This is a genomic window from Nocardia vinacea (genome assembly GCF_035920345.1).
Classification (GTDB): Bacteria; Actinomycetota; Actinomycetes; order Mycobacteriales; family Mycobacteriaceae; genus Nocardia; species Nocardia vinacea_A.
Map to the genome: position 1 here is coordinate 554,744 of NZ_CP109149.1, position 23,531 is coordinate 578,274.

The 23,531-nt window shown below is 65.9% G+C and carries 20 protein-coding genes; 10 read left to right on the forward strand and 10 right to left on the reverse strand.

Annotated elements, in window-relative coordinates; all coding sequences use genetic code 11:
* The first annotated feature begins 29 nt into the window (after positions 1-29).
* Together OIE68_RS02575 and OIE68_RS02580 are read left to right on the forward strand one after the other, a co-directional pair.
* Positions 30-530: a DUF6194 family protein gene (locus OIE68_RS02575; protein WP_327097785.1), complete on the forward strand. Its 501-nt coding sequence runs from the start codon at positions 30-32 to the stop codon at positions 528-530.
* A gap of 655 nt (positions 531-1,185) precedes the next feature.
* Complete coding sequence (locus OIE68_RS02580; RefSeq protein WP_327097786.1) at positions 1,186-1,596, forward strand: hypothetical protein; 411 nt, start codon at positions 1,186-1,188, stop codon at positions 1,594-1,596.
* Between the two features lie 28 nt (positions 1,597-1,624).
* Here OIE68_RS02580 and OIE68_RS02585 read toward each other — a convergent pair whose 3' ends face one another.
* From OIE68_RS02585 to OIE68_RS02605, 5 genes are all read right to left on the reverse strand, one after another.
* Positions 1,625-2,014 carry a hypothetical protein gene (locus tag OIE68_RS02585; RefSeq protein ID WP_327102062.1) on the reverse strand — a complete coding sequence of 130 codons (390 nt, stop codon included), beginning with the start codon at positions 2,012-2,014 and terminating at the stop codon, positions 1,625-1,627.
* Between the two features lie 61 nt (positions 2,015-2,075).
* The gene (locus tag OIE68_RS02590) at positions 2,076-2,333 is read right to left on the reverse strand and encodes an HPr family phosphocarrier protein (RefSeq protein ID WP_327097788.1); all 258 of its coding nucleotides are present in this window, start codon (positions 2,331-2,333) and stop codon (positions 2,076-2,078) included.
* A gap of 29 nt (positions 2,334-2,362) precedes the next feature.
* Positions 2,363-4,690: a fructose-specific PTS transporter subunit EIIC gene (locus OIE68_RS02595; RefSeq protein ID WP_327097789.1), complete on the reverse strand. Its 2,328-nt coding sequence runs from the start codon at positions 4,688-4,690 to the stop codon at positions 2,363-2,365.
* A gap of 11 nt (positions 4,691-4,701) precedes the next feature.
* On the reverse strand, positions 4,702-5,652 hold the full coding sequence (locus tag OIE68_RS02600) for a 1-phosphofructokinase family hexose kinase (protein ID WP_327097790.1): 951 nt from the start codon (positions 5,650-5,652) through the stop codon (positions 4,702-4,704).
* Positions 5,649-6,416 carry a DeoR/GlpR family DNA-binding transcription regulator gene (locus tag OIE68_RS02605; RefSeq protein WP_063038130.1) on the reverse strand — a complete coding sequence of 256 codons (768 nt, stop codon included), beginning with the start codon at positions 6,414-6,416 and terminating at the stop codon, positions 5,649-5,651. Before OIE68_RS02605 ends, OIE68_RS02600 begins: the two co-directional genes overlap by 4 nt.
* 146 nt (positions 6,417-6,562) lie before the next feature.
* Between OIE68_RS02605 and OIE68_RS02610 the strand changes: the two genes are divergently transcribed.
* Together OIE68_RS02610 and OIE68_RS02615 are read left to right on the forward strand one after the other, a co-directional pair.
* Complete coding sequence (locus tag OIE68_RS02610) at positions 6,563-8,275, forward strand: phosphoenolpyruvate--protein phosphotransferase (RefSeq protein ID WP_327097791.1); 1,713 nt, start codon at positions 6,563-6,565, stop codon at positions 8,273-8,275.
* A gap of 92 nt (positions 8,276-8,367) precedes the next feature.
* Positions 8,368-8,571 (forward strand): hypothetical protein, encoded by a 204-nt coding sequence (locus OIE68_RS02615; protein ID WP_327097792.1) that lies wholly within the window; start codon positions 8,368-8,370, stop codon positions 8,569-8,571.
* 35 nt (positions 8,572-8,606) lie between these two features.
* Here OIE68_RS02615 and OIE68_RS02620 read toward each other — a convergent pair whose 3' ends face one another.
* The 3 genes from OIE68_RS02620 to OIE68_RS02630 all read right to left on the reverse strand — a co-directional run bounded on the left by OIE68_RS02620 (position 8,607) and on the right by OIE68_RS02630 (position 12,055).
* Entirely contained in the window at positions 8,607-9,149 is a 543-nt protein-coding gene (locus OIE68_RS02620; protein ID WP_327097793.1) for a DUF779 domain-containing protein, read from the reverse strand.
* Entirely contained in the window at positions 9,149-10,672 is a 1,524-nt protein-coding gene (gene adh / locus OIE68_RS02625; RefSeq protein ID WP_327097794.1) for an aldehyde dehydrogenase, read from the reverse strand. Before adh ends, OIE68_RS02620 begins: the two co-directional genes overlap by 1 nt.
* Positions 10,673-10,762: 90 nt before the next feature.
* On the reverse strand, positions 10,763-12,055 hold the full coding sequence (locus tag OIE68_RS02630; RefSeq protein ID WP_327097795.1) for a transcriptional regulator: 1,293 nt from the start codon (positions 12,053-12,055) through the stop codon (positions 10,763-10,765).
* A 190-nt stretch (positions 12,056-12,245) separates the two neighbouring features.
* Between OIE68_RS02630 and OIE68_RS02635 the strand changes: the two genes are divergently transcribed.
* Together OIE68_RS02635 and OIE68_RS02640 are read left to right on the forward strand one after the other, a co-directional pair.
* The gene (locus OIE68_RS02635; protein WP_327097796.1) at positions 12,246-13,508 is read left to right on the forward strand and encodes a cytochrome P450; all 1,263 of its coding nucleotides are present in this window, start codon (positions 12,246-12,248) and stop codon (positions 13,506-13,508) included.
* Positions 13,509-13,906: 398 nt separating this feature from the next.
* A complete protein-coding gene (locus OIE68_RS02640) occupies positions 13,907-15,328 on the forward strand; it encodes an amidase (protein ID WP_327097797.1) in 1,422 nt (473 codons plus the stop codon).
* A gap of 9 nt (positions 15,329-15,337) precedes the next feature.
* Here OIE68_RS02640 and OIE68_RS02645 read toward each other — a convergent pair whose 3' ends face one another.
* On the reverse strand, positions 15,338-16,402 hold the full coding sequence (locus OIE68_RS02645) for a cobalamin-independent methionine synthase II family protein (protein ID WP_327097798.1): 1,065 nt from the start codon (positions 16,400-16,402) through the stop codon (positions 15,338-15,340).
* A 110-nt stretch (positions 16,403-16,512) separates the two neighbouring features.
* On the opposite strand from OIE68_RS02645, the gene OIE68_RS02650 reads away from it, so the two are divergent.
* The 3 genes from OIE68_RS02650 (at position 16,513) to OIE68_RS02660 (ending at position 20,867) form a co-directional block, all read left to right on the forward strand.
* A complete protein-coding gene (locus OIE68_RS02650; RefSeq protein WP_327097799.1) occupies positions 16,513-16,968 on the forward strand; it encodes an SRPBCC family protein in 456 nt (151 codons plus the stop codon).
* 26 nt (positions 16,969-16,994) lie between these two features.
* Entirely contained in the window at positions 16,995-17,213 is a 219-nt protein-coding gene (locus tag OIE68_RS02655; protein ID WP_327097800.1) for a hypothetical protein, read from the forward strand.
* A gap of 183 nt (positions 17,214-17,396) precedes the next feature.
* The gene (locus OIE68_RS02660; RefSeq protein WP_327097801.1) at positions 17,397-20,867 is read left to right on the forward strand and encodes a protein kinase domain-containing protein; all 3,471 of its coding nucleotides are present in this window, start codon (positions 17,397-17,399) and stop codon (positions 20,865-20,867) included.
* A gap of 5 nt (positions 20,868-20,872) precedes the next feature.
* Here OIE68_RS02660 and OIE68_RS02665 read toward each other — a convergent pair whose 3' ends face one another.
* The gene (locus OIE68_RS02665) at positions 20,873-22,513 is read right to left on the reverse strand and encodes a putative bifunctional diguanylate cyclase/phosphodiesterase (RefSeq protein WP_327097802.1); all 1,641 of its coding nucleotides are present in this window, start codon (positions 22,511-22,513) and stop codon (positions 20,873-20,875) included.
* A gap of 295 nt (positions 22,514-22,808) precedes the next feature.
* Here OIE68_RS02665 and OIE68_RS02670 point away from each other — a divergent pair, with 295 nt between their 5' ends.
* On the forward strand, positions 22,809-23,525 hold the full coding sequence (locus OIE68_RS02670) for a DUF3592 domain-containing protein (protein WP_327097803.1): 717 nt from the start codon (positions 22,809-22,811) through the stop codon (positions 23,523-23,525).
* Positions 23,526-23,531 lie beyond the last annotated feature (6 nt).

The following is a 23,531-nucleotide window of genomic DNA, read 5'->3' on the forward strand; positions in this document are numbered from 1 at the left end:
CATAAGCACTTCAAGTTCACGCTTGAACCATGAGTATGGACCAGATTCTCGCGACGATCCGAGGGTTCGACGGGGTGCTAGAGCTTGCTCCGGCCGATGGCGGCCCGTTCCCGAAGATCGCCTGGGGAGACCACTTCTTCTACTACGCGCCCGATGGCCAACTGCCGCAACGCGAGCAGCCGTACGCCACCATCGTGACGAAGAACTACCCCGATGACAGTTCGTGTGACCTCGATCGTCCCGACCGTTGGCGGCTGAACATCCACGTCGGCAGGAGCGCCTTCACCGAACTCGTCGGTGAGGCTCCGCAGGCCAGTTCGGCGGCGGTCGACTTCACTGCGGTCGACGCCGTTCTCCCCCATCCTGTTTATCGCAGACAGGGCTGGATCTCGATCATCAACCCGGACATGCAAACCCACGAGCTGGCAGTCAGCCTCCTTCACGAGGCACATGACGCGGCGCGTCGACGAGCGGCCAGCCGGAAGTCCACCGCGTCCGCCGATGACACAACGTCAGGCAACGACCGGTGACTCATCGCAACGCCCCGGTTATCGATCCTCAGTTCCAGAATTCATGCCTTCGGCGGACCTCCGTCAGGACATTCCTGTGTCGCAAACGCTGATCGGCGTGACAGTGATCGCGTCACCCTTATCCAGGTCTGCGTCCGAGTCGCAGATCCAACCGTCTTCGTCGACGCTGCTCAGCCAGCCATCGGACGCACACTGATAGATCGGAGCGCTATCGACCGGGGCGAGGGCGAGCTTGTGGCGGGTGTCCGCAAACGATCTCGGTGCATCACACCCCCTCCTTGTGGGTGGCGCGCCCGATGCCGGGGGACTCGACACCCGGCACCGGGGCGACTGCGTGGGCACAGGCCGATCTGCCCACTCGCGGACGGCATCCGCGAACCGCTCGGCCACCTCAGCTGACACACCGCTGTAGGTGGCGGGCGGCCCGATGAACGGATCACGTTGCGGCAGTTTTGAATTGGCGCTGCGGTCTATCTGTATCGACAAGGTGCCTCCCCTGATGGTGGTCGTGAGCACCCGAAGCCGAGGGCTCACGCCACCGACCAGCGACTCACGCCGGTCGGTGTGCTGAACGCTGGGATCGACAGCGGGTGCTGGTTCAACGGTGTCGTGACGTGGACGACAGATCGATGGCGCACGTTGGGGCCGACACCCCGTGACCGGACGGAATGATCTGCTCATCGAAGCGCGGTTGCGGGTGGAATCGCCCGGATCGCCTGGCCATTCGATGACTCGCCAAGAGCTGGCGATTGCCACGCGGACAGCCATCTCCGGACATCGGGGATTGCCGCCCGAAACGCCTGCCGTGGTAGCTGCCGAGATCCGCGCGCGGGTAGCGCAGCGCGCGGATGGCGACCTGGTCGGCGTGAGCTGTCTCGCCGATGGCCCGGACACCCTGTTCGCGCAAGCCGTACCGAGGCTCGGTGGCTCACTCGTCGTGGTCGTGCCCGCCCGAAAATACCGCGAGGGTCTGCCCGCCGAGCACCACTCCGTCTACGACGAATTACTCACCGCCGCTTCAGAAGTGATCGCACTCGACCGGGAAGACTCCGACTCAGGCGGGTAGCGTCCGAATGTTCGACAACGCAGATGAACTACTGGCGGTATGGGATGGCAAGCCGGCCAGAGGGTACGGCGGCACCGCTGATGTCGTTGCCGCCGCCCGTCAACGCGGAATGCCGGTAACGGTGGTGTGGCCAGCCGAGGCTTCGCGCGAATAGGGATTGTCGATGAATCGGGGCGATCAAGATCAGGTGGAACTGAGGTAACTTGCTACTCGGGCGATGCCGCCACAGCTTCCACCTGATCTTGATCCGATCAGCGTGGGCCAGCGGGATTTCGGGGACGCCCTGATCTTGGCGGATGTGGCCGACGAGGGAATCGTCCTTGCCCGCGGCGACCAAGGGGGTTGGCACGTCGGTGAGCTGGACGTCGGGCACCTTGGCGAGGATTTCCTGCATGGTCTGCTCGTTGGGGCGTGTCACCCATCTGATCTCGATCGCGGGTTCGCTGGGGCGATGGGATCGGCACGACCGCCCCGTCCGCTCAGGCGTCGAGGTCGGTGGCGACGAGTTTCGCGACGAGCTCGAGGGCGTTGGGGTCGTCGCTGGTGACGACTACGTCGGTGCCGAAGGCCGCGCCCAGGGTCATGATCATGAGGGCCGAACCGGCGTCCACCGGCTCGCCGTCGACAAGCGCCAGGGTGACTTCGGCGCCGGAGTCGGTGACTGTTTCGGCGATGATGTTGGCGGGGCGGGCGTGCAGGCCGATGGTGGAGGCGACGGTGACGGTGGTGCTGGCCATGGGGGATTCTCCTTGGGTGAGCGGGGATTTCAGGCGGTGGCGAGGGCGGGGGTGCGTGGCTTGATGAATTCTTTGGCGGCGGTGACGCAGAGGGCGGCGACGGCGGTGCCCGCGACGAGGGCGGCGAGGAACCAGACGATGTGGCCGACGGCGAAGAAGACGAAGATGCCGCCGTGCGGTGCGCTGAGGGTGGTTCCGGTGGCCATGATCAGCGCACCGGTGACCGCGCCACCGGCCATCATCGAGGGAATCACCCGCAGCGGGTCGGCGGCGGCGAATGGGATCGCGCCTTCGGAGATGAAGGAGGCACCGAGAAGCCATGCGGCCTTACCGTTTTCGCGTTCGGCCGTGGTGAACAGCCGGGGCCGCAGGACTGTGGCCAATGCCATGGCCAGCGGCGGGACCATGCCCGCGGCCATGACGGCGGCCATGATGCGCAGCGAGGCCGGATCGGTGACCGACAGTCCGGCTACGGCAAAGGAATACGCGGCCTTGTTGACCGGACCGCCGAGGTCGAAGCACATCATGAGGCCGAGGATGGCGCCAAGGGCGAGGGCGGAGGTTCCGGTCAGGCTGTTGAGCCAGTTGGTGAGTCCGCTGGTGATCGCGGCGAGCGGCTTGCCGAGGAAGATGAACATCAACGCGCCGACTAACAGTGACGCGAACAGCGGGATGACCACGACCGGCATGAGTCCACGCGCCCATTGTGGGGTAGGCAGTTTCGCGACCCAGAGCGCGGCGAATCCGGCGATCAGGCCACCGACGAGGCCGCCTAGGAATCCGGCACCGACGAATACGGCCACGGCACCGGCGGTGAATCCCGGTGCGAGACCTGGTCGGTCGGCAATGGCGAAGGCGATATATCCGGCGAGGGCCGGTACCAGGAAGCTGAATGCGAGCGAACCCAATTGGAACAGCACTGCGCCGAGATAGGTCGGTAGGCCGCCGTCGGGTAGTGCCGTCAGCGAGTTGTCGAGCACGATCTTCTTGGCATGGTCGGCGATCTCGTAGCCGCCGAACAGGAATCCGAGCGCGATGAGCAGGCCGCCCGCGGCGACGAACGGGATCATATAGCTGACGCCGGTGAGCAGAATCTGGCGTAGCCGGGTGCCCCAGCCGAGCGCCGCCGATGCCGAAACACCCTCGGAGGGCGCGGATCCCGCGACGGTCGCCGCGGTGGGATCGAGGGCGGCGCGCAGGGCGTCGGCGACCATGGTGTCGGGCTCGTTGATCGCGCGCTTGACCCCGGACTCGATAACCGGCTTGCCCGCGAACCGTTCCCGGCCGCGCACCCCGACATCGGTGGCGAAGATGACCGCGCTCGCGGCGGCGATGGTTTCGGAGCTCAGCGGGGTGCTACCGCTGGAACCTTGGGTCTCGACGTGCACCGCGACGCCCGCACGGTCACCGGCGGCGACGAGCGAGTCGGCGGCCATGTAGGTGTGGGCGATGCCGGTCGGACAAGCCGTGATCGCGACGATTGTTTGCCCGGCCAGTGCGTCGGCCGAAACGCCGTCGGGCGCAGGTGTTGCCGCGCTGTCCGAGCTGCCGAGTCCGGCCGCTGCCGAAGGTGCGCTGTTCGAATTCGGTTCGCGTGCGGGTGTGGTGCCTTTTGAAGCCGCTCGGGACGCGGATGCGCCGTTCGAAACGGCTGCGTCTGTGGGAGTACGGTTCGAACCGGGATCCTGTGCGGGTGCGCCGATCGAAGCGGCTGCTGTCGGGGGAGTGCCATTCGGAGTTGTCTGGGGCGTTGATGCACTGTCCGGAGCTGCCTCGGGCGTTGGTGCGCTGCCGGAAGGGGCCTGCGTAATGGCGCCGTTCGCGGCGGTACCGTTCGAAGCGGCGTCACTCGAAACAGAGTCCACTGCACGGGTTTTGGGCGTCATCGCAGGCTTCTGCGTAAGCACATCCGTAACCAGCGAAACCACCTCATCAGCGCTCGCGGCACCCCGCAACGAACTTACGAACTCCGGCCGAACAAGCGCCCGAGCCAAACTCGACAACAACTTCATATGCTCGGCCCCGGCACCTTCCGGCGCGGCAATGAGGAATACGAGATCGGCGGGCCCATCAGCAGCACCGAAATCCACCGCAGGTTCCAACCGAGCGAACCCGAGCGACGCACTGGTCACCGCTGCATTCCGGCAATGCGGAATGGCGATCCCACCGGGAAGCCCTGTCGCGGACTGTGATTCGCGCGCCAGCGCCGCGTCACGCAATGTCTCGGCAGAGGTAGCCCGCCCATTGTCGGTGAGTCGCTGCGCGAGCGTCGCGATCACCGTTTCCTTGGCACTGCCGAGGTCGGTATCGAGGCTGATCAGCTCGGTGGTGATGATCGAATCAGGGGAATGGGCCATCGCAATGTCCTTCAGCGACTGTGCAGGGATTCCAACGTCGTGACGGCCACGGCGCGGGGGTCGGTGTGGTGTGGTCCGGGCAACCCGGTTCCCGGCAGCGCGGCGGCGGCGCTGCCGTAGGCGACGGCGCGGCGCAGCCGATCGGGTGCGTCCAGTCCGTCGAGATCGGCGAGCAGGTATCCGGCCAGCGCGGAATCGCCAGCTCCCACGGTGCTGCGCGGGGTAATGGCGGGTGCGGCGGCATGCCACGCACCGTCCGCGGTGACGAGTACGGCTCCGGCCGCGCCGAGCGTCGCGAGCACGGCACCGACGCCGCGAGCGATCAGTGTGCTCGCCGCACGCGCGGCGGCGATCGGATCCTCCAACTCGGCGGGGTCGCCGTGGGTGAGCTGGGCCAGCTCCTCGGCATTCGGCTTGAGTAGTTGCGGCGCAGCTGATTCCAGTTCGGCGGCCAGTGCGAGCAGAGGAGCGTCGGAGGTATCGACCGCGATCCGCACGCCGCGCAGCCGGTGCAGCAGATACGCGTACCAGTCGGTGGGGACGGCGGGTGGGAGGGATCCGGACAGCACGACCCAGCTCGCCGTATCGGCGAGTGCATCGAGCTGATTCGACAGTGCGGCAAGGCATTCGGCGGTCAGCGGTGATCCGGGCTCATTGATCTTCGTGGTAGTGCCGTCGCGTTCGGCGACGGTGAGGTTGGTGCGCGCCGGGGTGGCGCACGGCACCGCGCGGTGTTCGATATCGGCATCGGTGAGCATGCGCAGCAACGGATCACCGGCATTGCCGGGCAGCACCGCAATGGTTTCGACCCCGGCGGCGGCGATCACCCGGGAAACGTTGACTCCCTTGCCACCGGGCTGCGACAGCACGGTCTCGGCACGGAGTACGGCACCGCGCCGCAACGATTCCCGCAGGCTGACGGTGCGGTCGATACTGGGATTCGCGGTGAGCGTGACGATCATGCCGTGACCACCTCGATGCCGTACTCGGTGAGTTCGTTGTGTACCGAAGGCAGTAGCCCGGTATCGGTGACCAGCACATCGAATTCCTCGACCGAACCGAAGCTCAGCAGATCCTCGCGCCCGACCTTCGTGGCATCGGCGACCACCACGACCCGGTGGGCGCTGGCGATCATGGCGCGCTTCACCGCCGCCTCGTCGGGATCGGGGGTGGACAGTCCGTGGCCGATGGTCAGGGCATTGGTGCCGATGAACGCCACATCGACCCGCAGTTCGCCGAGCACCCGCAAGGCCTCCGCGCCGACCGCGGCCTGCGTGACACCCCGCACCCGGCCGCCGATCAGATGCAGCCGCACTCCGGCGAATCCACTGAGCCGAGCCGCGATGGGCACCGAGTTCGTCACGGCGACGAGCTCCCGGTCGGCGGGCAGGGCGGCGGCCACCCGCGCGGTGGTGGTCCCGGCATCGAACAGCACGCTGCCGCCGGTCGGTGGCAGATAGTCGAGGGCCGCCTTGGCGATGCGGTCCTTTTCGGCGGCGTGCGTGTGTTCGCGCTCGGTGGTGCCGAGTTCGATCGCGGTGAGCGCCGCCGCGGGCACCGCACCCCCGTGCACCCTGCGGATCAGCCCCATCCGATCGAGGACCGCCAAATCGCGGCGCACAGTTTCGGTGGTGACCCCGTACTGCTCGGACAGATCGGCGACCGATACGCGCCCGCGTTGCCCGACCAGGGCGGCGATGGCCTGCTGGCGCTCCTCTGCGTACATCCGATCCTCCGATTGGCAATGTGTGTTTATGTTGTTTTATGCCCGTCTATGTTGCTTTGTCAAGAGATGTGAGTAGTCTGGATCACAACGAGCCGAGCTGAGTAATCGGTCGCACTCACTCGACATCGACGTGGAGGAGGAATCGAATGTCCGGATCACCGCAGGCCACAGGCACCGCGAAGGTTGCGCGCAGCGCCATGACATTGCGTGGTACCCCGGCGGTGCCCGGAATCGCCGCCGCGCCGACCGTGCGGCCGGCGCCGCGGATTCGCGCGGACCTTCGTGCCGAACCGGTCGCCGAGTCCGATCGGGCATCGCAATACGAAGCCTTCCTTGCCGCGACATCGGTGGTTGCACGGCGCTTGCGCGAGCGCGCCACCCGCGCAAGTGGGGCGGCCGCGGAGGTGCTCGTCGCGAATGCCGCGATGGCGGCCGATCGTGGCTGGCTCGGCGCCGCCGAGAAATTGATCGCTGCGGGTAGTCCCGCCGCCGTCGCGGCGACCGCGGCCACCGATCAGTTCGCCGAGGTGTTCACCAAACTCGGTGGGCTGATGGCCGAACGCGTCACCGACCTTCGCGATGTCTGCGATCGGGTGGTCGCCGAGCTGGCCGGTGTGCCCGAACCGGGCATTCCCACGCCCGCCCGGCCATCGATCCTGCTCGCCGACGACCTGGCCCCGGCCGATACCGCCGGACTGGATCCGAATCTCATTGTCGGCCTTGCCACTTCGCGGGGCGGTCCGACCAGCCACACCGCGATCATCGCCCGCCAGCTCGGTATCCCGTGCGTGGTCGCGATCGCCGGACTCGACGATGTGCCCGCCGGAGTGGACGTGCTGATCGATGGGGCGGCCGGACAGGTCGCCATCGGTCCGGATCCGGAAACCGCCGCCCGCGCCGTGGCCGAATACCGCACGCAGGAATCGCGCACGGCGGCCTGGGCCGGTCCGGGCGCGACCGCCGACGGACACCGGGTCGAGATTCTCGCCAACGTCCAGGACGCGGCCGGAGCCCGCGCGACGCGCTCGCAACCGGCCGAGGGCATCGGCCTGTTCCGCACCGAATTATGTTTCCTGGACCGCGAATCCGAGCCGAGCATCGCCGAACAGGCGGGCATCTATCGCGAGGTCCTCGACGCCTATGCCGGGGCGAAGGTGGTGATACGCACTCTCGACGCCGGTTCGGACAAACCACTGCGTTTCGCCGACCATGCCGACGAAGCGAACCCGGCGCTCGGCGTGCGCGGCATCCGCATCGCCGCCCACAACAGCGGAATCCTGGACCGCCAACTCGACGCGATCGCCCAGGCCGCCGCCGACCGCACGCCCACACCGTGGGTCATGGCCCCGATGATTTCCACTGCGGCCGAAGCGAAATCGTTCGCCGCCCAGGTGCGAGCGCGTGGATTGGTTCCCGGCGTCATGATCGAGGTCCCCGCGGCCGCCCTCCTGGCCGAGGCCATTCTGGAGCATGTCGAGTTCCTCTCGATCGGCACCAACGACCTCGCTCAATACACTATGGCCGCCGATCGCATGTCCGCCGACCTCGCCGCACTCACCGACCCCTGGCAACCCGCCGTCCTGGCACTGGTTGCCCGCACCGCGGCTGCCGGCGCGACCGCGCACAAGCCCGTCGGCGTCTGCGGCGAGGCCGCCGCCGACCCCCTATTAGCCTGTGTCCTAACCGGATTCGGCATCAGTTCGCTCTCCGCCGCCGGTGTCGCGGTAGCCGGCGTCGGAGCCGCCCTCTCCGCCGTCACCCTCGAAGACTGCCGTCGCGCCGCGGCCGCCGTCCTGTCGACCTCCGACCCGGACAGCGCCCGCACCGCCGCCCGTGCCGCCCTCCAGTCCGCCGAATGATCGACGGTTGCGTCACGATTGCCGGAAGTGCGACTTCATGATCCAGCAAACTCGGGCGAAACGGTCAGGGGTGTTGCGGCGATCTGGTGAATATGGCCACCGACACCATGAATCTCGCCGAGCGACGTCAAGCGATCCGCCGACTCGTTGCGGTCTGCCATGTAGTCAACAAGCTGGTAGAGCTAGCCGAGACGGAATCATCCGAGCCGTTGATCGCGCAGGCGCACACCACGCGCCGGGTGCTCCAGGATCTGGTGCTCGACCTGGTGGCGATCGGGCCGCGAACCGGAGTCTGAGCCGGAAACGACAGGGCCGCAGTAAAAGTCAGCTGTCAAGCCGAGGGCCGCGCTCCGCTACCGGGAACCGGGCAGGCATCGGCTGCCTCGGCGACTACCTGTGGTTCGCTCGACACCGCAGGACGTTCCCCTCGCTCCCAGCCCGCGCCCGTCACCGATTCGGTTTCAGCCAGAACGGCCAGCTCACCGTTATCGAAAACCCTTCCACGACTGAGGAATCTAAACCCTTCCGGCGATTCCAGACTGAAGCCCGACCCGCGACCCGGCACGACATCGAGAACGAGCTGGGTGTGCTGCCAGGCAGCGAACTGTGGTCCCGAGATCCACACCGGTGCAATATCGTCCGGCTCCGGCGCAGTAGCCGGCAACTCGTCGACCCGCATTCGCAGATCGAGCAATCCGAGCAGCACATCGTGATCGCCGATAACGAATTCGCCTGCGGGATAGCACATCGGAGCCGATCCGTCGCAGCAACCACCGGACTGGTGCAGCATCAGCGGGCCGTGCTGCCCGCGAAGGCGACGGAGCAGATCCATCGCCGCCGCGGTGGCGCGCACGCGCCGAGGGACTGCGGCCATCAGAAGAAGCCTTGCGCCTTCGATGCGTAGCCGACCAGCAGGTTCTTCGTCTGCTGATAGTGGTCGAGCATCATGCGGTGGTTCTCGCGGCCGATGCCGGACTGCTTGTAGCCGCCGAAGGCCGCGTGCGCCGGGTACTGGTGGTAGGTGTTGGTCCACACCCGTCCGGCCTGGATATCGCGTCCGGCCCGGTATGCCACCGAACCGTCGCGTGACCATACGCCTGCGCCGAGTCCGTAAAGGGTGTCGTTGGCGATTTTGATGGCTTCGTCGTAATCCGCGAACGGTGTCACCGAGACAACAGGTCCGAAGATCTCCTCCTGGAAGATCCGCATCGAATTGCTGCCCGCGAAAACCGTTGGCTGCACGTAGTATCCGCCGGACAGGTCGCCGCCGAGGTCGGCGCGCTCGCCACCGGTCAGCAGCGTCGCGCCCTCGCCCTTGCCGATTTCGAGGTAGGACAGGATCTTTTCGAGCTGATCGTTGCTGGCCTGCGCGCCGATCATGGTCTCGGTATCGAGCGGATCGCCCTGCCGCACCGCCTTGGTGCGCACCACGGCCGCGGCCAGGAATTCGTCGTAGATATCGGCCTGGATGAGCGCCCGCGACGGGCAGGTGCAGACCTCGCCCTGGTTCAGCGCGAACATGGTGAAGCCCTCGAGCGCCTTGTCCTGGAAGTCGTCATTGGCGGCGAGGACATCGCTGAAGAAGATATTCGGGCTCTTACCACCGAGTTCCAGCGTGACCGGGATCAGGTTCTGCGATGCGTATTGCATGATCAGGCGGCCTGTGGTGGTCTCACCGGTGAAGGCGATCTTCTTGATCCGCGGGCTGGAGGCCAGCGGCTTACCCGCCTCGACACCGAAACCGTTGACAATGTTGACCACACCGGGCGGCAGCAGATCACCGATGAGACCGATCAGGAACATGATCGAGGCCGGGGTCTGCTCGGCGGGCTTGAGCACTACCGCATTACCGGCGGCGAGCGCGGGCGCGAGCTTCCAGGTGGCCATCAGAATCGGGAAGTTCCACGGAATGATCTGGCCGACCACACCGAGCGGCTCGTGGAAGTGGTAGGCGACGGTGTCGGCGTCGATCTGCGACAGCGAACCCTCTTGTGCGCGAATGGCACCGGCGAAGTAACGGAAGTGGTCGATGGCCAGCGGGATATCGGCGGCCAGGGTTTCCCGGATCGGCTTGCCGTTGTCCCAGGCCTCCGCGAGGGCGAGCGCGTCGAGGTTCTCCTCGATGCGGTCGGCGATCTTGTTGAGGATGATGGCGCGCTCGGCGACCGAGGTCTTGCCCCAAGCAGGTGCGGCGGCGTGCGCGGCATCGAGGGCGAGTTCGATATCTTCGGCGGTGCCGCGCGCGACCTCGCAGAACGGCTGACCCGTTACGGGAGTTGGGTTTTCGAAGTACTGCCCCTTGACGGGCGCGACCCATTCGCCGCCGATCCAGTTGTCGTATCGGGTCTGGAACGACATGGCGGCGCTGGGTGTGCCTGGGCGGGCGAAGACGGTCATCGAATGCTCCTCGATCTGCTGACTTTTCACGTCAGGTGTGATCCGGAACACTAGAAGTGCCCATGTTGCACGACAGTTGCAAGAAACCGGTCAGATGCCCAATCTGCGGTCGAGTAGTCGTAATTGTGTCTTTACCTGGGCATACAGCGAGGACTGACGGTCCAGCGAGGAGAGGTAGGCGGTCCACGCCGCAACGTCCTCGCGCCCGTCGGCCGAACCGGTCCAGCGGGCGAGCAGGCGGCGATCACCGGCCGTCAACAGGGCCGCACGCAGGCGCCCACGCAATTCGACGCGCAATTCTGCGATGCCCGGTGCGAGCGAGCGGGGCAGGATCGGGCCGGGATAGGCGCGCAACGCCGCCGAGGTATCGCCGCGCGCGAGTGCACGCCGAACCTCGTCGACATCGGTATCCAGATCCATCAGCAGCCGATACGGACGGGAGCCGAGGCCATTGGCGCCCAACATCTTTCGCACCCGCGACATCTCTGCGCGCACCGTGACCGGATCCAGCTCGGATTCGTCGAGCAGCATGGCGAGGTGGTCGGCGCTCAGTCCCTCCGGGTAATTGGCCAGCAGCAACAGGATTTCGGCATGGCGCTGCGATAGACGGATGCGCTCACCGCCGCGGATCAGGGTCGGCCGGGCAGGGCCGAGCGCCTCGAGGCGTGCCGTCGTCGACGCGAGCGCTTTCGGCGCATCGAGCATGAGCAGTCGCAGTTCGGATTCCGCGGCCGATACCGTCGCGCGGATCAGTGACAACACCTCCGGCGCCGCGACGCGGGGTCCGCCGGTGATATCGATGGCGCCGATGATCCGGCCGCTGCGCGGATCATGCACGGGCGCAGCGGAACAACTCCATTCGTGTACCACGCGACTGAAGTGTTCGGCCCCGAAGATCTGCACATGGTGATCGAGCGCGAGTGCGGTGCCGGGTGCATTGGTGCCGACACGGTCCTCACTCCAGTCCGCACCCTCGACGAAATTCATGGCCAGCGCGCGGTCCTTGACCTTCGAATCGCCCTCCACCCACAGCAATCGGCCCTCGGCATCGCTGATCGCGACGAGCAGTCCGGCCTCGGCGGCATCCTCGACCAGCAGTTTGCGCACCACCGGTCGGATCAGCGCGGTCGGATGCGTGGCCCGATACCGTTGCAGTTCAAGACCATCGAGGTCGACACCGGCGCCGAAGCGGTCCGGATCGACGCCGTTGCTGCGGCTGCGCCGCCAGGAATCCAGCACCACCGGGCGCACCGGATCGATCGGCAGCTGCTCGTCGCCTTCGATGAAGCAGCGATGCGCACAGGACACCTGTCGCGCCAATTGCGCGAGGTCGTCCTCCGGTCGAACGGCCACCCAGGGGTTGCCGTGCGCTGCTGTGCTCAATCGGTGTCCTTCGTGTCGCCCCTACCTACTGTAATGCCGGTCACATGTCGTATAGCCAAGGGTGGGGCGCTCGGTACGCGCGGACCGGGCAGTCAACGTAGTCTGACTCTGCTCTGCGCAGGCGGCACGGATGCGCCTGCGGTCGCGCACCATGCTCATCGCTTCTGCACAACGACTGGAGTCACGTCTCTTGACCACGCCAGAGTCGGCAACCACCACCACCCGCCCGTCCGCTGTCGCGCACGGATCGCCGATCGATACCAACGGCCCCCGAATCTCGCTCTACTCAGCGGAATTCGCCGCGAACCCGCACGAGGCGTACCGCGAGATGCGGAAGAGATACGGTTCGCTGGTGCCGGTGGAGTTGGCTCCCGGCGTACCGGCGACCCTGGTGATCGGCTACTACACCGCGCTGCAGATCCTCAATGATCCCGACCATTTTCCGCACGATTCGCGAAACTGGCAGCAAGGCGTTCCCGAGGACTGCCCGGTGCGGCCGATGCTCGAATGGCGTCCGGCGGCGATTCGCTCCGCCGGCCTCGAGCACACCCGCTACCGGGAGGCGACCGTGGCCGGCCTCGGTGTCGTCGACCTGTTCGCGTTGCATTCCACCGTGGAGAAGATCGCCACTCCGCTGATCAACACCTTCTGTCAGGAAGGCGTGGCGGATCTGGTCGGGCAGTACGCATTGCCGCTGGCATTCACGGTGATCAACGCAATACTCGGTTGCCCGCAGGAGATCAGCCAGCGTGCCGCGGCCGGCATGGCCGCATTGATGGAAGGCGGGGAGGCCGCCGTCGAGGGCAACAAGATGGTCATGGATGCGATGTTCGAGCTGATCCAGCTCAAGCGCGACCAGCCGGGCGACGATATCGTCTCCGGATTGCTCGCCCATTCGGCGAAGCTCGACGACCCGGAGATGATCCACCAGGTGCTGAGCCTGTTCGGCGCGGGTATGGAACCGACCCAGAATCTGATCGTCAATACGCTGCGGCTGATGTTGACCGACACCCGGTTCGGCGGCGGGATACTCGGCGGCACCATGTCCACGCGCGATGCATTGGACGAGGTGCTGTTCACCGACCCGCCACTATCGAACTACTGCATCACCTTCCCGAGGCAGCCGATCCTGATCGAGGGCTCGTGGTTGCCCGCGCACCAGCCGGTCGTCGTCAGCATGACCGGCTCCAATAACGATCCCGCGATCACCACCGGCGAGTACACCGACAACAGCTCCCACCTGGCGTGGAGTGTCGGCCCGCACGCCTGCCCCGCCCGCTCGATCGCGAGCCTGATCGCACAGGACGCGATCGATCAACTGCTGGATGCCCTACCGGAAATGCGGCTGGCCGTCTCCGTCGAAGAACTGGAATGGCGACCGGGACCGTTCCACCGTGCCCTGGTCGCCCTGCCCATTACCTTCCCTAAATCCCCTCCGCTGCAAGTCTTCTGATGCGCACTCGGGTGCAATGGAGATCGCATCGGCGCGTCGGGTTGTGCTGCTGAGGCCAGATCGTCTGTCTGACACGGGCATTCGGGTGTGCCAGGGTGGTGTTCAACGACACGTCCCAATCCGCTGATCGCGGGAATTGCCATCGGCCTCGTCGTCGGTCACGGTGATGAAGGACGCGGCGGAACGGTATTTCTCGCCCATGACCGGGACCGCAACGCCGCCAACAATATTCTCGTCGTGGGACGTGCGGGGAAAATAATCACCCGTACAATCCTGTTGCGGACGTCAATATTTCTGATTCGGAGACCGGGCGCGTATCATTTCCCCTATCCGGACGAACGTCCACCAGGCAGGGTTCAACGCGCCCGGACCCGCGATTCGCAGCTGTGGGCAGTGTTATGGCCGATCGAATACACGCATTCTCCGATGACGTCCTGGCCGACCATGATGCCGTCGCTTTGGCGGCCATGGTCCGGTCGGGGGCGGTGAGTCCGAAGGAATTGGCCCGCGCGGCGATCGACCGGGCGGCGCTGGTGGAGCCGCAGCTCAATGCCATCGCGTACTCGAGTGTCGAGCGGCCGCGATACGCGTCGGAGCGCACCGGCGCGTGGTATGGCGTTCCGACGTTCGTCAAGGACAATGCCGATGTCGCCGGCATGCCGACCAACCAGGGCAGCGCCGCATTCGTGGCCCGTCCGGCCGCTCGCGACGACGCCTACACCGCGCAGTTCCTCAGCACCGGGGTGACGGTACTCGGCAAATCACGGATGCCGGAGTTCGGCCTGAGCCCGACGACCGAATTCCAAGCCGCCGAGCCGACCAGGAATCCGTGGAATCCGGAGTATTCGATCGGGGGATCCTCCGGCGGTTCGGCCGCCATGGTCGCGGCCGGTGTCGTGCCGGTCGCCCATGGCAATGACGGCGGGGGATCGTTGCGGATTCCGGCAGCATGCGCCGGATTGGTCGCACTGAAGCCGAGCCGATATCGACACCTGGACAACGCCTTGGACAAGCACCTGCCGATAAAACTCATCTCCGAGGGCGTGTTGACCAGGACGGTGCGCGATACCGCCGCATATACCGCTGCCGCCGAACGGTATTGGCGGAATCCGGATCTCGTGCCGATCGGCGAAGTGCACGGCCCGGCCCACCGCAGCCTGCGTATAGGGCTGCTGACCATCGCGGGAACCGGTGCCGAACCCGATGCCGAAACACGCGGTACGGTCGAATTCGCGGCCAAGCTGCTCGAACGCTTCGGACATCACATCGAGCCGATGGCCGTACCCTTCCCGCCGCACCTCGCCGACGACTTCCTGTTGTACTGGGCGTTCCTTGCCGATATGTCGGCCATCGGCGGCAAGATCCTGCACGGCAGGTCATTCGATCGCCATGCGCTCGACGATCTCACGCGCGGTCTCGGCCGCTATCACCGGCAGCGCATCCTGCGCACACCGGCCGCGCTGCACCGGCTGCGCCGGGCCTACCGGATCTATGCCGAGGTATTCACGCGGTACGAGCTCGTGCTTTCGCCGGTGGTCACCCATGTGGTTCCGCCGCTGGGTTATCTCGATCCGAAGGTGCCGTCCGAAGAGTTGATCGAGCGGCTGCGGATATATGTGGGCTACACCCCGATCGGCAATGTGACCGGGACGCCCGCCCTATCGATGCCGATGCGCGTAGGGTCCAGCGGTGTCCCGATCGGCGTCATGTGCAGCGCGGCCTACGGCGACGAGCGCACATTGCTGGAGATCGGGTACCTGCTGGAAGCGGAGAATCCGCTCCCGCGGATCGACGCGGGGCCCACTACACCGCAGGTCTGATTCCGGCGATCAGACGCCCAGTTCCGCGGCCGCCAGAGCGGTCCCTTCGATGCGGGCGCGGACCTTGGCGAAGGCGATATCGCGGGAGGTGGACGTGTCGTCGGCGAACGGCGAAAAGCCGCAGTCGTCGCAGGTGCCGAGGCGGTCGACGGGCAGGTAGCGGGCAGCGTTGAGGACGCGGTCCCGGACCTGCTCCCGGGTTTCGACCTGCGGGTCGATGGGGTCGGTGACACCGACGAAGATATGGGCGTCGGCGGGCAGGAATTCGGCGATGACGGCCAGGATCTTGTCGGGATCCGGCTCGCTCGCCAGCTGTACATAGAACGCACCGACCCTGAGCTGCAACAGTTTCGGTAGCAGCGCGGTGTATTCGACATCGAGGCTGTGCGTGGAGTCCTGATCGCCGCCTGGGCAGGTGTGCACGCCGATACGGGCGCGCTCGGCATCCGAAAAGCGTTCCAGCACCGAGTTGTTCAGCTCGATGAAACTATCGAGGACGCCTCCGCTCGGATCCAGCTTGAGCGAGAGTCGGCCCTCGGTGAAATCCAACTGCACCGAGTGCGCGCCCGCGTCGAGGCAGCCGCGGATATCTTTTTCGGCTTCGTCGGCCAGGTCGGCCAGGAACGCTTCGCGGTCGTAGCCCTCGATGCCGTCGGCCGGATAGAGCAGACTCAGCGCGGACGGCGCGATCACCGCCTGCTTCACCGGAACCTGCGAATATTGTTGTGCCGCACGCAGATACTGCTCCGCGTAGGTCTGGTAGCGAAATGGTCCCGCGGTGAGCCTCGGTAACTGTCGCTGATGTCCGTCGGCGAAGGGGATCACCGCGCCGTCGGGTGCCAGTCCGGGCAGTCCGGTGATGGGATAGGTGGCGAAACTCGGTTTGGTCTGCTCACCGTCGGTGACAACCGGAGAGCCGAGGGCGGCCAGTTCGTCGATGGTTTCGGCGACCGCGCGGGCCTGGAGTTCGGCGAGCGCGGGCGCGTCGAGCTCGCCGGAGTCGTGGGCCGCCATGGCGGCCAGCAGGTCGGAGGAACGAGGAATGCTGCCGATCGGCTCGGTGGGGATGCTCACGGCGCGAGTGTAGGTGGATCGGCGGTTTGAAAGACCCGAATTGATTGCCCCGATTGGAAATCGCCACACAAGACCTGGCGAGAGTCGGGCTCGGATGCTTCGATCATGGTATGACCGACGACAGCGAGGTGCCACGCATTGTTTCCGCCAGCCGGGAGATCGCGGCCGGTGCGGATGAAATCTTCGAATTGATCGCCGATCCCGCGCAACAGCCGCGCTGGGACGGCAACGACAACCTGGCCGAAGCCCCGGCGGGCCAACGCGTCAAGGAAGTCGGCGATATCTTCGCCATGACCACCACCAAGGGCCATATCCGCGAGAACCACATCGTGGAATTCGAAGAGGGTCGCCGGATCGCCTGGCTGCCTGCGGAACCGGCGAGCGAACCACCGGGCCACCTGTGGCGCTGGGAACTCGAGCCGGTGGACGCGGCACACACGCGGGTCACACACACCTACGACTGGTCGCGATTGACCGACGAGAACCGGCTCCCACGCGCCCGCGCCACCACGTCCGACAAACTCCAAGCGTCCATCAACCGACTCGCGGCCATCGCCGAAGGGTAGGCGCTTGCTGAACTTCACCCGGCTCTGTGCCGAAATCCCAAGGCGGACCGGCACGCTCGCATCGCTCGTCGAAAATGCGCGCCGACGAACCGGCATCCGTGATCGTCCGCGGTACCGTCGCCGATCTGCTGCGGTTCGTCTACCACCGCCGAGCGCTCGGCACGCTCGAAATCAGCGGCAACCGGGACCTGCTCGACCTGTGGCGCGAGCGAACCGGCTTCTGGCTCACCGAAGACGGATCGTGACACTGTTCGCCAACCGGTAGCCCCCGGAGTGCGCGGCGCGAATAGTTTCGGCGGCCGGATATTCGGCGACCAGGATCGCCTGCACCGCAGGCAAATGCGGCGGCATCTTACCGAGCCCGCGCGGAATCGTCGCGACGGGAATATGCTCGAAGTAGCTGGCTGGTAGTTGTAATCGGGGTCGTCGTGTCGCATATCGATCCGCTTTCCACGCAACGCGACCTCACCTCAGGGTTCGCGGCAGAGCTGGCCGCCGCCGGGTTCACCGATGCCGCTGAGATCGGACGTGGCGGATTCGGCGTTGTCTATCGGTGTGCCCAGCCCGCACTCGAGCGCATGGTGGCGATCAAGGTACTCACCGCCGACCTGGAATCGGAGAACCTCGAACGTTTCGTCCGTGAACAGCTCGCCATGGGCAAGCTGTCGGGTCATCCCAATATCGTCAGCGTTTTCGAGGTTGGCTCCACCGCGACCGGACGGCCCTACATCGTGATGCCGTACCACCCGCACGGCTCACTGGACACCCGCGTCCAGGAGCACGGTCCGATCGGCTGGCAGGACGCACTACACATCGGGGTGAAAATCGCGGGCGCACTGGAGACCGCGCACCGACGCGGCCTGCTGCACCGCGATGTGAAACCCGGCAATATCCTGCTCACCGAATACGGTGAACCGCAGCTGGCCGATTTCGGCATCGCCCGGCTGGTCGGCGGCTTCGAGACGACCGCGGGCACGATCACCGGTTCACCCGCCTTCACCGCGCCCGAGGTGCTGCAGGGTCATGTCCCGGACGTGACCTCCGATATCTACAGTCTGGCCTCGACCCTGTTCTGCGCCAGCACCGGTCACGCGGTCTTCGAGCGACGCAATGGCGAGCAGTTGGTCGCCCAGTTCCTGCGCATCACCAAACAGCCGATACCAGATCTCGGCGAGGCGGGCCTGCCCCCGGACGTGACCGCCGCGATCGAAGGCGCAATGTCCCGAGAGCGCGCGGACCGACCTTCCAGCGCAGCCGAATTCGGTGCGCAACTGCGCGAGATCCAGGAGCGGCACGGCCTGCCGCCCGACGATATGCCGGTCCCGCTACCTGCCGCCGAACGCGTCGGACATCGGCCGTCACCGACACCAACCTCCGGCCGCCGCCGCACCTCGGCGACGTCATCGACCATCACCCCACCCGTACCCGCCACCCGCTTGCGGCCGCCGGTGGCCAACCGTCCGCTGGTCGATCGTCAGCGCCTGATCGCACTGCTGCGCGACGGACGCAACCGAAGACTCGCGGTCATCCACGGCCCCACCGGATTCGGCAAAACCACCCTCGCTGCCCAATGGTGCGAGGCGCTGACCGCCGAGGGCCTTGCGGTGGCCTGGCTGACCGTCGATCACGACGACAACAACGTCGTCTGGTTCCTTTCGCACCTGATCGAAGCCATTCGCGCCGCACGACCTTCGCTCGCGCGCGAGCTCGGTGAACTACTCGAGGAGCACGGCGACGAATCCGAACGCTATGTGCTGACCTCGCTGATCAACGATATCGACCGGCGCGGTGAGGAACTCGTGGTCGTCATCGACGACTGGCACTGCGCCACCGATCCCGCCACCACCCGCGCATTGCGCTTCCTGCTCGAAGGTTGCAGTCCCACACTGCATCTGGTGATCACCAGCCGCAATCAGACCGGACTGCCGATGAGTTCGATGCGGGCCCGCGACGAACTGGTCGAAATCGGTTCCACCGCATTGCGTTTCGACATCGCGGAGGCGTATACGTTCCTGGTCGAGCTGGGCGGACTGGATCTGGATCGCGCCGATATCGAAGATCTCACCGAATCCACCGAAGGCTGGGTAGCGGCACTGCAACTGGCGGCACTGTCATTGCGCGGCAGCGACGATCCCGGCGAGCTGATCAGCCATCTGACCGGTCGACACCACGCCATCAGCGAGTTCCTGGTCGAGAACGTCCTGGACACCCTCGAGCCCGGAACCCTCGACTTCATGGTGGTGACCTCGATCACGCCGCGGATCTGCGGTGAACTCGCCTCGGCGCTCACCGGCGTACCGGACGGGCAGGCCATGCTGGAGCAGATCGAACTGCAGGATCTGTTCCTGCGCAAGCTCGATGACGGCAATTGGTTCCGCTATCACCACCTGTTCCAGGATTTCCTGCAGCAGCGGCTGGAACGCGATCGGCCCGAACGGATCACCGAACTGCACCGGGTGGCCTCGCGGTGGTTGGCCGAGCATCGGCATGTCAGCGAGGCGGTCGATCACGCCCTGCTGGCCGGGGACGAGCAGCGGGCCATCGAGATCGTCGAGCGGGACGGTATGTCGTTGCTCGAATACGGGCAGTTCGCCAGTCTCATCGGTCTGGTCAACAAGCTGCCCGCCACCATCATCGAAACCCATCCACGGCTGCAACTGGATCTGGCGTGGGCGAATATCCTGCTGCACCGGGCCGCACCGGCCGAACGTGCACTGCGCCTTGCGGAATCGACGCTGGACCTCGGTGAACTCGATGAAGGCGGCACCGCGCGACTGCGGGCCGAAGCCGGTGTGGTGCATGCGGTGGTCGCGGTGCGCGCGGATGAGCTGGCCGGAGTCGACGACATGCTCGCACCCTGCTTTTTCCGGGCCGAGGAACTGTCACCGTATGTGGTTGCGATCGGCGCGAATGTCGCTACCTTCACTGCAGGCTATCGCTACGACTTCGACGAGGCGCTGCGCATCCAGGAGTGGTCCGCACCGTATATGCGCCAGAACAAGGGCTTCTACAACAACATTCACGGCCTGTGCTTTCTCGGGCTGGCCGCGAGCCTGCAACTCGACATCGCCAGTGCCGAACAGTACTTCCGCAAGGCGATGAAGGTGGCCAAGCAATCCGGTGGCAGCCATTCCTACGGCGCCCGGTTGGCCGGATCCCTGCTCGGCGAATTGCTGTATGAGCGTGGGGAAGTCGCGGATGCGGAGCGACTGCTCGACGAGGGCTACAAGCTGGGTCCCGAGGCGGGGGTCGTCGATTTCAAATTGGCGCGCTATGTCGTCGGGGCCCGTATCAAAGCATTGCGCGGTGATCGCGCGGCCGCGATTCGCCGATTGAACGAGGGCGCGCGAGTCGCGCGTTCGATGTCATTGCCGCGGCTGGGCGCCGAGGTCGAGAACGAGCGGCTGCGACTGGGATTGCCGCCGCATCCGGAATTCGGTCCGCTGCCCGTCGTCGAATACGGAAACCGCCGCGAGCCGGTCGACCCGATCGACGAATTCACCGTACTGTACGAGGAATTCACCGCGATCCGGCTGCTGCTCGTCGCGGAAACACCGGAGAAGACCGAACTCGCCTGCGCATGGGCCCAGGAATGGGTTGATCTGCTCGAATCCGTACAGCGGCCGAGGGAATTGCTGAAAGCACGCCGAATGTTGATCGCCTGCCTCGCCGCCGCAGGCCGCACCGATGCGGCAAAGACCTTGCTGGCCACGGTAACAGCCCAGTGCGCCGAACTCGGATCGGTCCGCTATCTGCTGGACGGGGGACCACACGTCGTCGCCACACTCGCAGCCGTGTACGAAGATCAGCTCGCCGGACGCTGGCATCCCGAATGGCCGGACGTGCCAACGGAATTCCTGCTCGCATTGGTGAATGCCCATGCGACGCAACGAATCTGATGTGGTCAGCCGGACAGTAGTTCGGTGATCTGCTCGACGGGCATGGGGCGGTGGAAAAGCCAGCCCTGCGCGCTATCGCAGCCGAGCGATTCCAGCCGATCGGCCTGATATTGCGTTTCGACGCATTCGGCGGTGAGGGTGAATCCGAGGGCATGGGTGAGTTCGATAATGGATTCGAGCACCAGCAGATCGGTGGCACCGGGGGATTCCGGGGTCCGGATGCAGCGGATGAACGGTCCCGCGAGTTTGACGACATCGAGCGGCAACTGGCCCAGGTAGGCGAGATTGGAGTATCCCGTACCGAAATCGTCGATGGCGATGTGGACCCCCGCCTCGGATAACGTGCGCAATGCCTGGAGCGGGCGACCGGTGGTGTGCATGAACGCCCGCTCGGTCAGTTCGAGTTGTAGCCGATCCGGTGGGATACCGGTCTCGGCGATGACGTCCTGAACCCGATCCAGCCAGGTCGGGTCGGCGACCTCGGCGGCGGAAACATTGACGCTCACGATCGGCGCCCGGCCCGGAAACCGGTCGTGCCAGTCCCGGCTGTCGCGGCACGCCCGTTCGAGCACCTGCGCGCCCAATGCGCCGATATGGCCGTTGTCCTCGGCGAGATCCACGAATTGCGCGGGGGCGAGTACGCCGAGGTGCGGATGCCGCCAGCGCACGAGGGCCTCCACCGCGACGATCCGCTGGTCGGTGAGCGCGACAATGGGCTGGTAGTCCAGGAACAGTTCGTCGCGGAGCAGGGCGGCGGGCATGGCCGCCGAGAGTTCGGCGCGGGTGTGTTCGCGCCGGCCGCGATCGGCGTCGAAGACCGCGTAGCGGCCGCGACCCGCGGCCTTGGCCCAGTACATGGTGGTGTCGGCGGCCTGCAGGAGTTCATCGGCGGTGGTGTGTTCGGTGCGTCCCTCCATGACGCCGATGCTCGCGGTGACGGTGAGGTGGTGGCCGTCGATGTCGAACGGTTTGGTGAATGCCTCGAGTATCAGCTTCGCGACCGCGGCCACGGTTTCCCCGGATTGCGGGACCAGGATGACGAATTCGTCGCCGCCCATGCGCGCCACCAATTGGCCGGGTTGGGCGCAGGCGCGCAGGCGGGTGGCGGCCTGGATGAGCAGTTGGTCGCCGAATGCGTGGCCGAAGGTGTCGTTGACGAGCTTGAAATGGTCGAGGTCGACATAGCAAAGGCCGAAGTCGGCGCTCGGATCGGCGAAGGCGGCGGCGAGCGTGTCGATGAATTTCGTCCGATTCGGCAGGCCGGTCAGATGATCGTGGTTGGCGCGGTATCGCAGCCGCGCCTCACTCGCGCGCAACTGTTCGGCGACGGCGCGTCGGGCGGCGATTTCGGCGGCGCGGACACTCTCCTGCTCGGCCAGTAGCCACGCCCGGAATGCGCGGATATACCCATTTGTGAAGGCGGCCAGCAATTCGGGCAGCCGATCCGCCGCGATGGTGCCCGCTTCGGTGAAATGCGCGCTGAGCGCCGCTATGCTGCGCCCGAGCACCTCGTCGCCGACGAAATGCGACCGCGCCAACTCCGCACCCAACTCGGTCACCCGATCAGCGGATTCGGTTGTCTGCGTTGCTGTTTCGAACTCCATAGCCAGTCGCGTCAGCAGCATGCGCGCCTCACTCGCAGTCATCGGTACCACATGATCACGCGCCCCACCTGTCAGCGCGGCAGTCCAGCGTCCGGTCAGGTCACCGCGCGAGCCGTCTCCTGAACCGGGCCCGGCTTCCCAACCCATGAGACCCGATCTTACAGCGCATCTCCCGACCGATGTTGTTGGGAGACACCGCCGTAACGCCGGTTTCGGTGTCACTCGTACGACGCGGAACATGCGCGATCGGGCAGTGGATTTTGCTGCTGTGCTACGCCGGGCGGGTCAGGGGCGATAACCGTCTAGGTGATCGACGGCGACCGGACACGAGGACACGATGGATCTTGGAACCACCAGCCCCAGGACGTTTCACCCGACGCGCGGTGCGCTCATCGCCGACGCGATCGGGATCGCGATTATGTTGGCGGCAGTGGTGTGGGGCGTGCTGAGCATGCGAGCGCTCGAGGGCGCCGCGCGTACCGACGGAACTGTGTCGTTCGCAGGCTCGGGCGACGGTCGGGTGGTCGAATTCGTCGTCGACGGAAAGCGATACACGACCAGAACTACGACACACAGCGTGCTGCACACCTACTCGACCGGTGAGCGGGTGCCCGTCGCCTATGACCCGAAGGATCCCGCCGATGCGGAGGTGGCGGATCTGCACTCGACCTACGGTGGACCGCTGGTCGCGGGCGGATTCGGCGTCCTGGTCGGCGTCGTCGGCGTCGTCGGATACGGCTACGGGCGACGAAAGCTGAAACTGCGGGAATGGCTCGATCAGCGTGGTCGGGAAATCTGGGTTCCAGCCGAACACACCCGGGTGCGAGTGACACACCATGACTCCGACAGCAACCGGCCACTGGTTTTCGTGCTGCAGGCTGGGTGGGTCGACCCGATATCGCGGCGAACCTTTCACGCGGACAGCGATATGTTGCGCGAGGATCCGAGTGAACTCGTGCGGTTGAGCGGGCGAGTCCGCGTGCTCTATGACCCGGCGGATCCGACCCGCAACCGCGTCGATTTCGACCACGAGCCGCTGCCGGAGGAGTTCTGACCCACG

Coding starts and splice junctions, on each gene's coding strand:
- OIE68_RS02670 (WP_327097803.1), top strand. CDS start 22,809: ATGGATCTTGGAACCACCAGCCCCAGGACGTTTCACCCGACGCGCGGT.
- OIE68_RS02590 (WP_327097788.1), bottom strand. CDS start 2,333: ATGGCCAGCACCACCGTCACCGTCGCCTCCACCATCGGCCTGCACGCC.
- OIE68_RS02620 (WP_327097793.1), bottom strand. CDS start 9,149: ATGGCCGCAGTCCCTCGGCGCGTGCGCGCCACCGCGGCGGCGATGGAT.
- adh (WP_327097794.1), bottom strand. CDS start 10,672: ATGACCGTCTTCGCCCGCCCAGGCACACCCAGCGCCGCCATGTCGTTC.
- OIE68_RS02605 (WP_063038130.1), bottom strand. CDS start 6,416: ATGTACGCAGAGGAGCGCCAGCAGGCCATCGCCGCCCTGGTCGGGCAA.
- OIE68_RS02595 (WP_327097789.1), bottom strand. CDS start 4,690: ATGGCCCATTCCCCTGATTCGATCATCACCACCGAGCTGATCAGCCTC.
- OIE68_RS02600 (WP_327097790.1), bottom strand. CDS start 5,652: ATGATCGTCACGCTCACCGCGAATCCCAGTATCGACCGCACCGTCAGC.
- OIE68_RS02640 (WP_327097797.1), top strand. CDS start 13,907: ATGGCCGATCGAATACACGCATTCTCCGATGACGTCCTGGCCGACCAT.
- OIE68_RS02575 (WP_327097785.1), top strand. CDS start 30: ATGAGTATGGACCAGATTCTCGCGACGATCCGAGGGTTCGACGGGGTG.
- OIE68_RS02615 (WP_327097792.1), top strand. CDS start 8,368: ATGGCCACCGACACCATGAATCTCGCCGAGCGACGTCAAGCGATCCGC.
- OIE68_RS02610 (WP_327097791.1), top strand. CDS start 6,563: ATGTCCGGATCACCGCAGGCCACAGGCACCGCGAAGGTTGCGCGCAGC.
- OIE68_RS02650 (WP_327097799.1), top strand. CDS start 16,513: ATGACCGACGACAGCGAGGTGCCACGCATTGTTTCCGCCAGCCGGGAG.
- OIE68_RS02665 (WP_327097802.1), bottom strand. CDS start 22,513: ATGACTGCGAGTGAGGCGCGCATGCTGCTGACGCGACTGGCTATGGAG.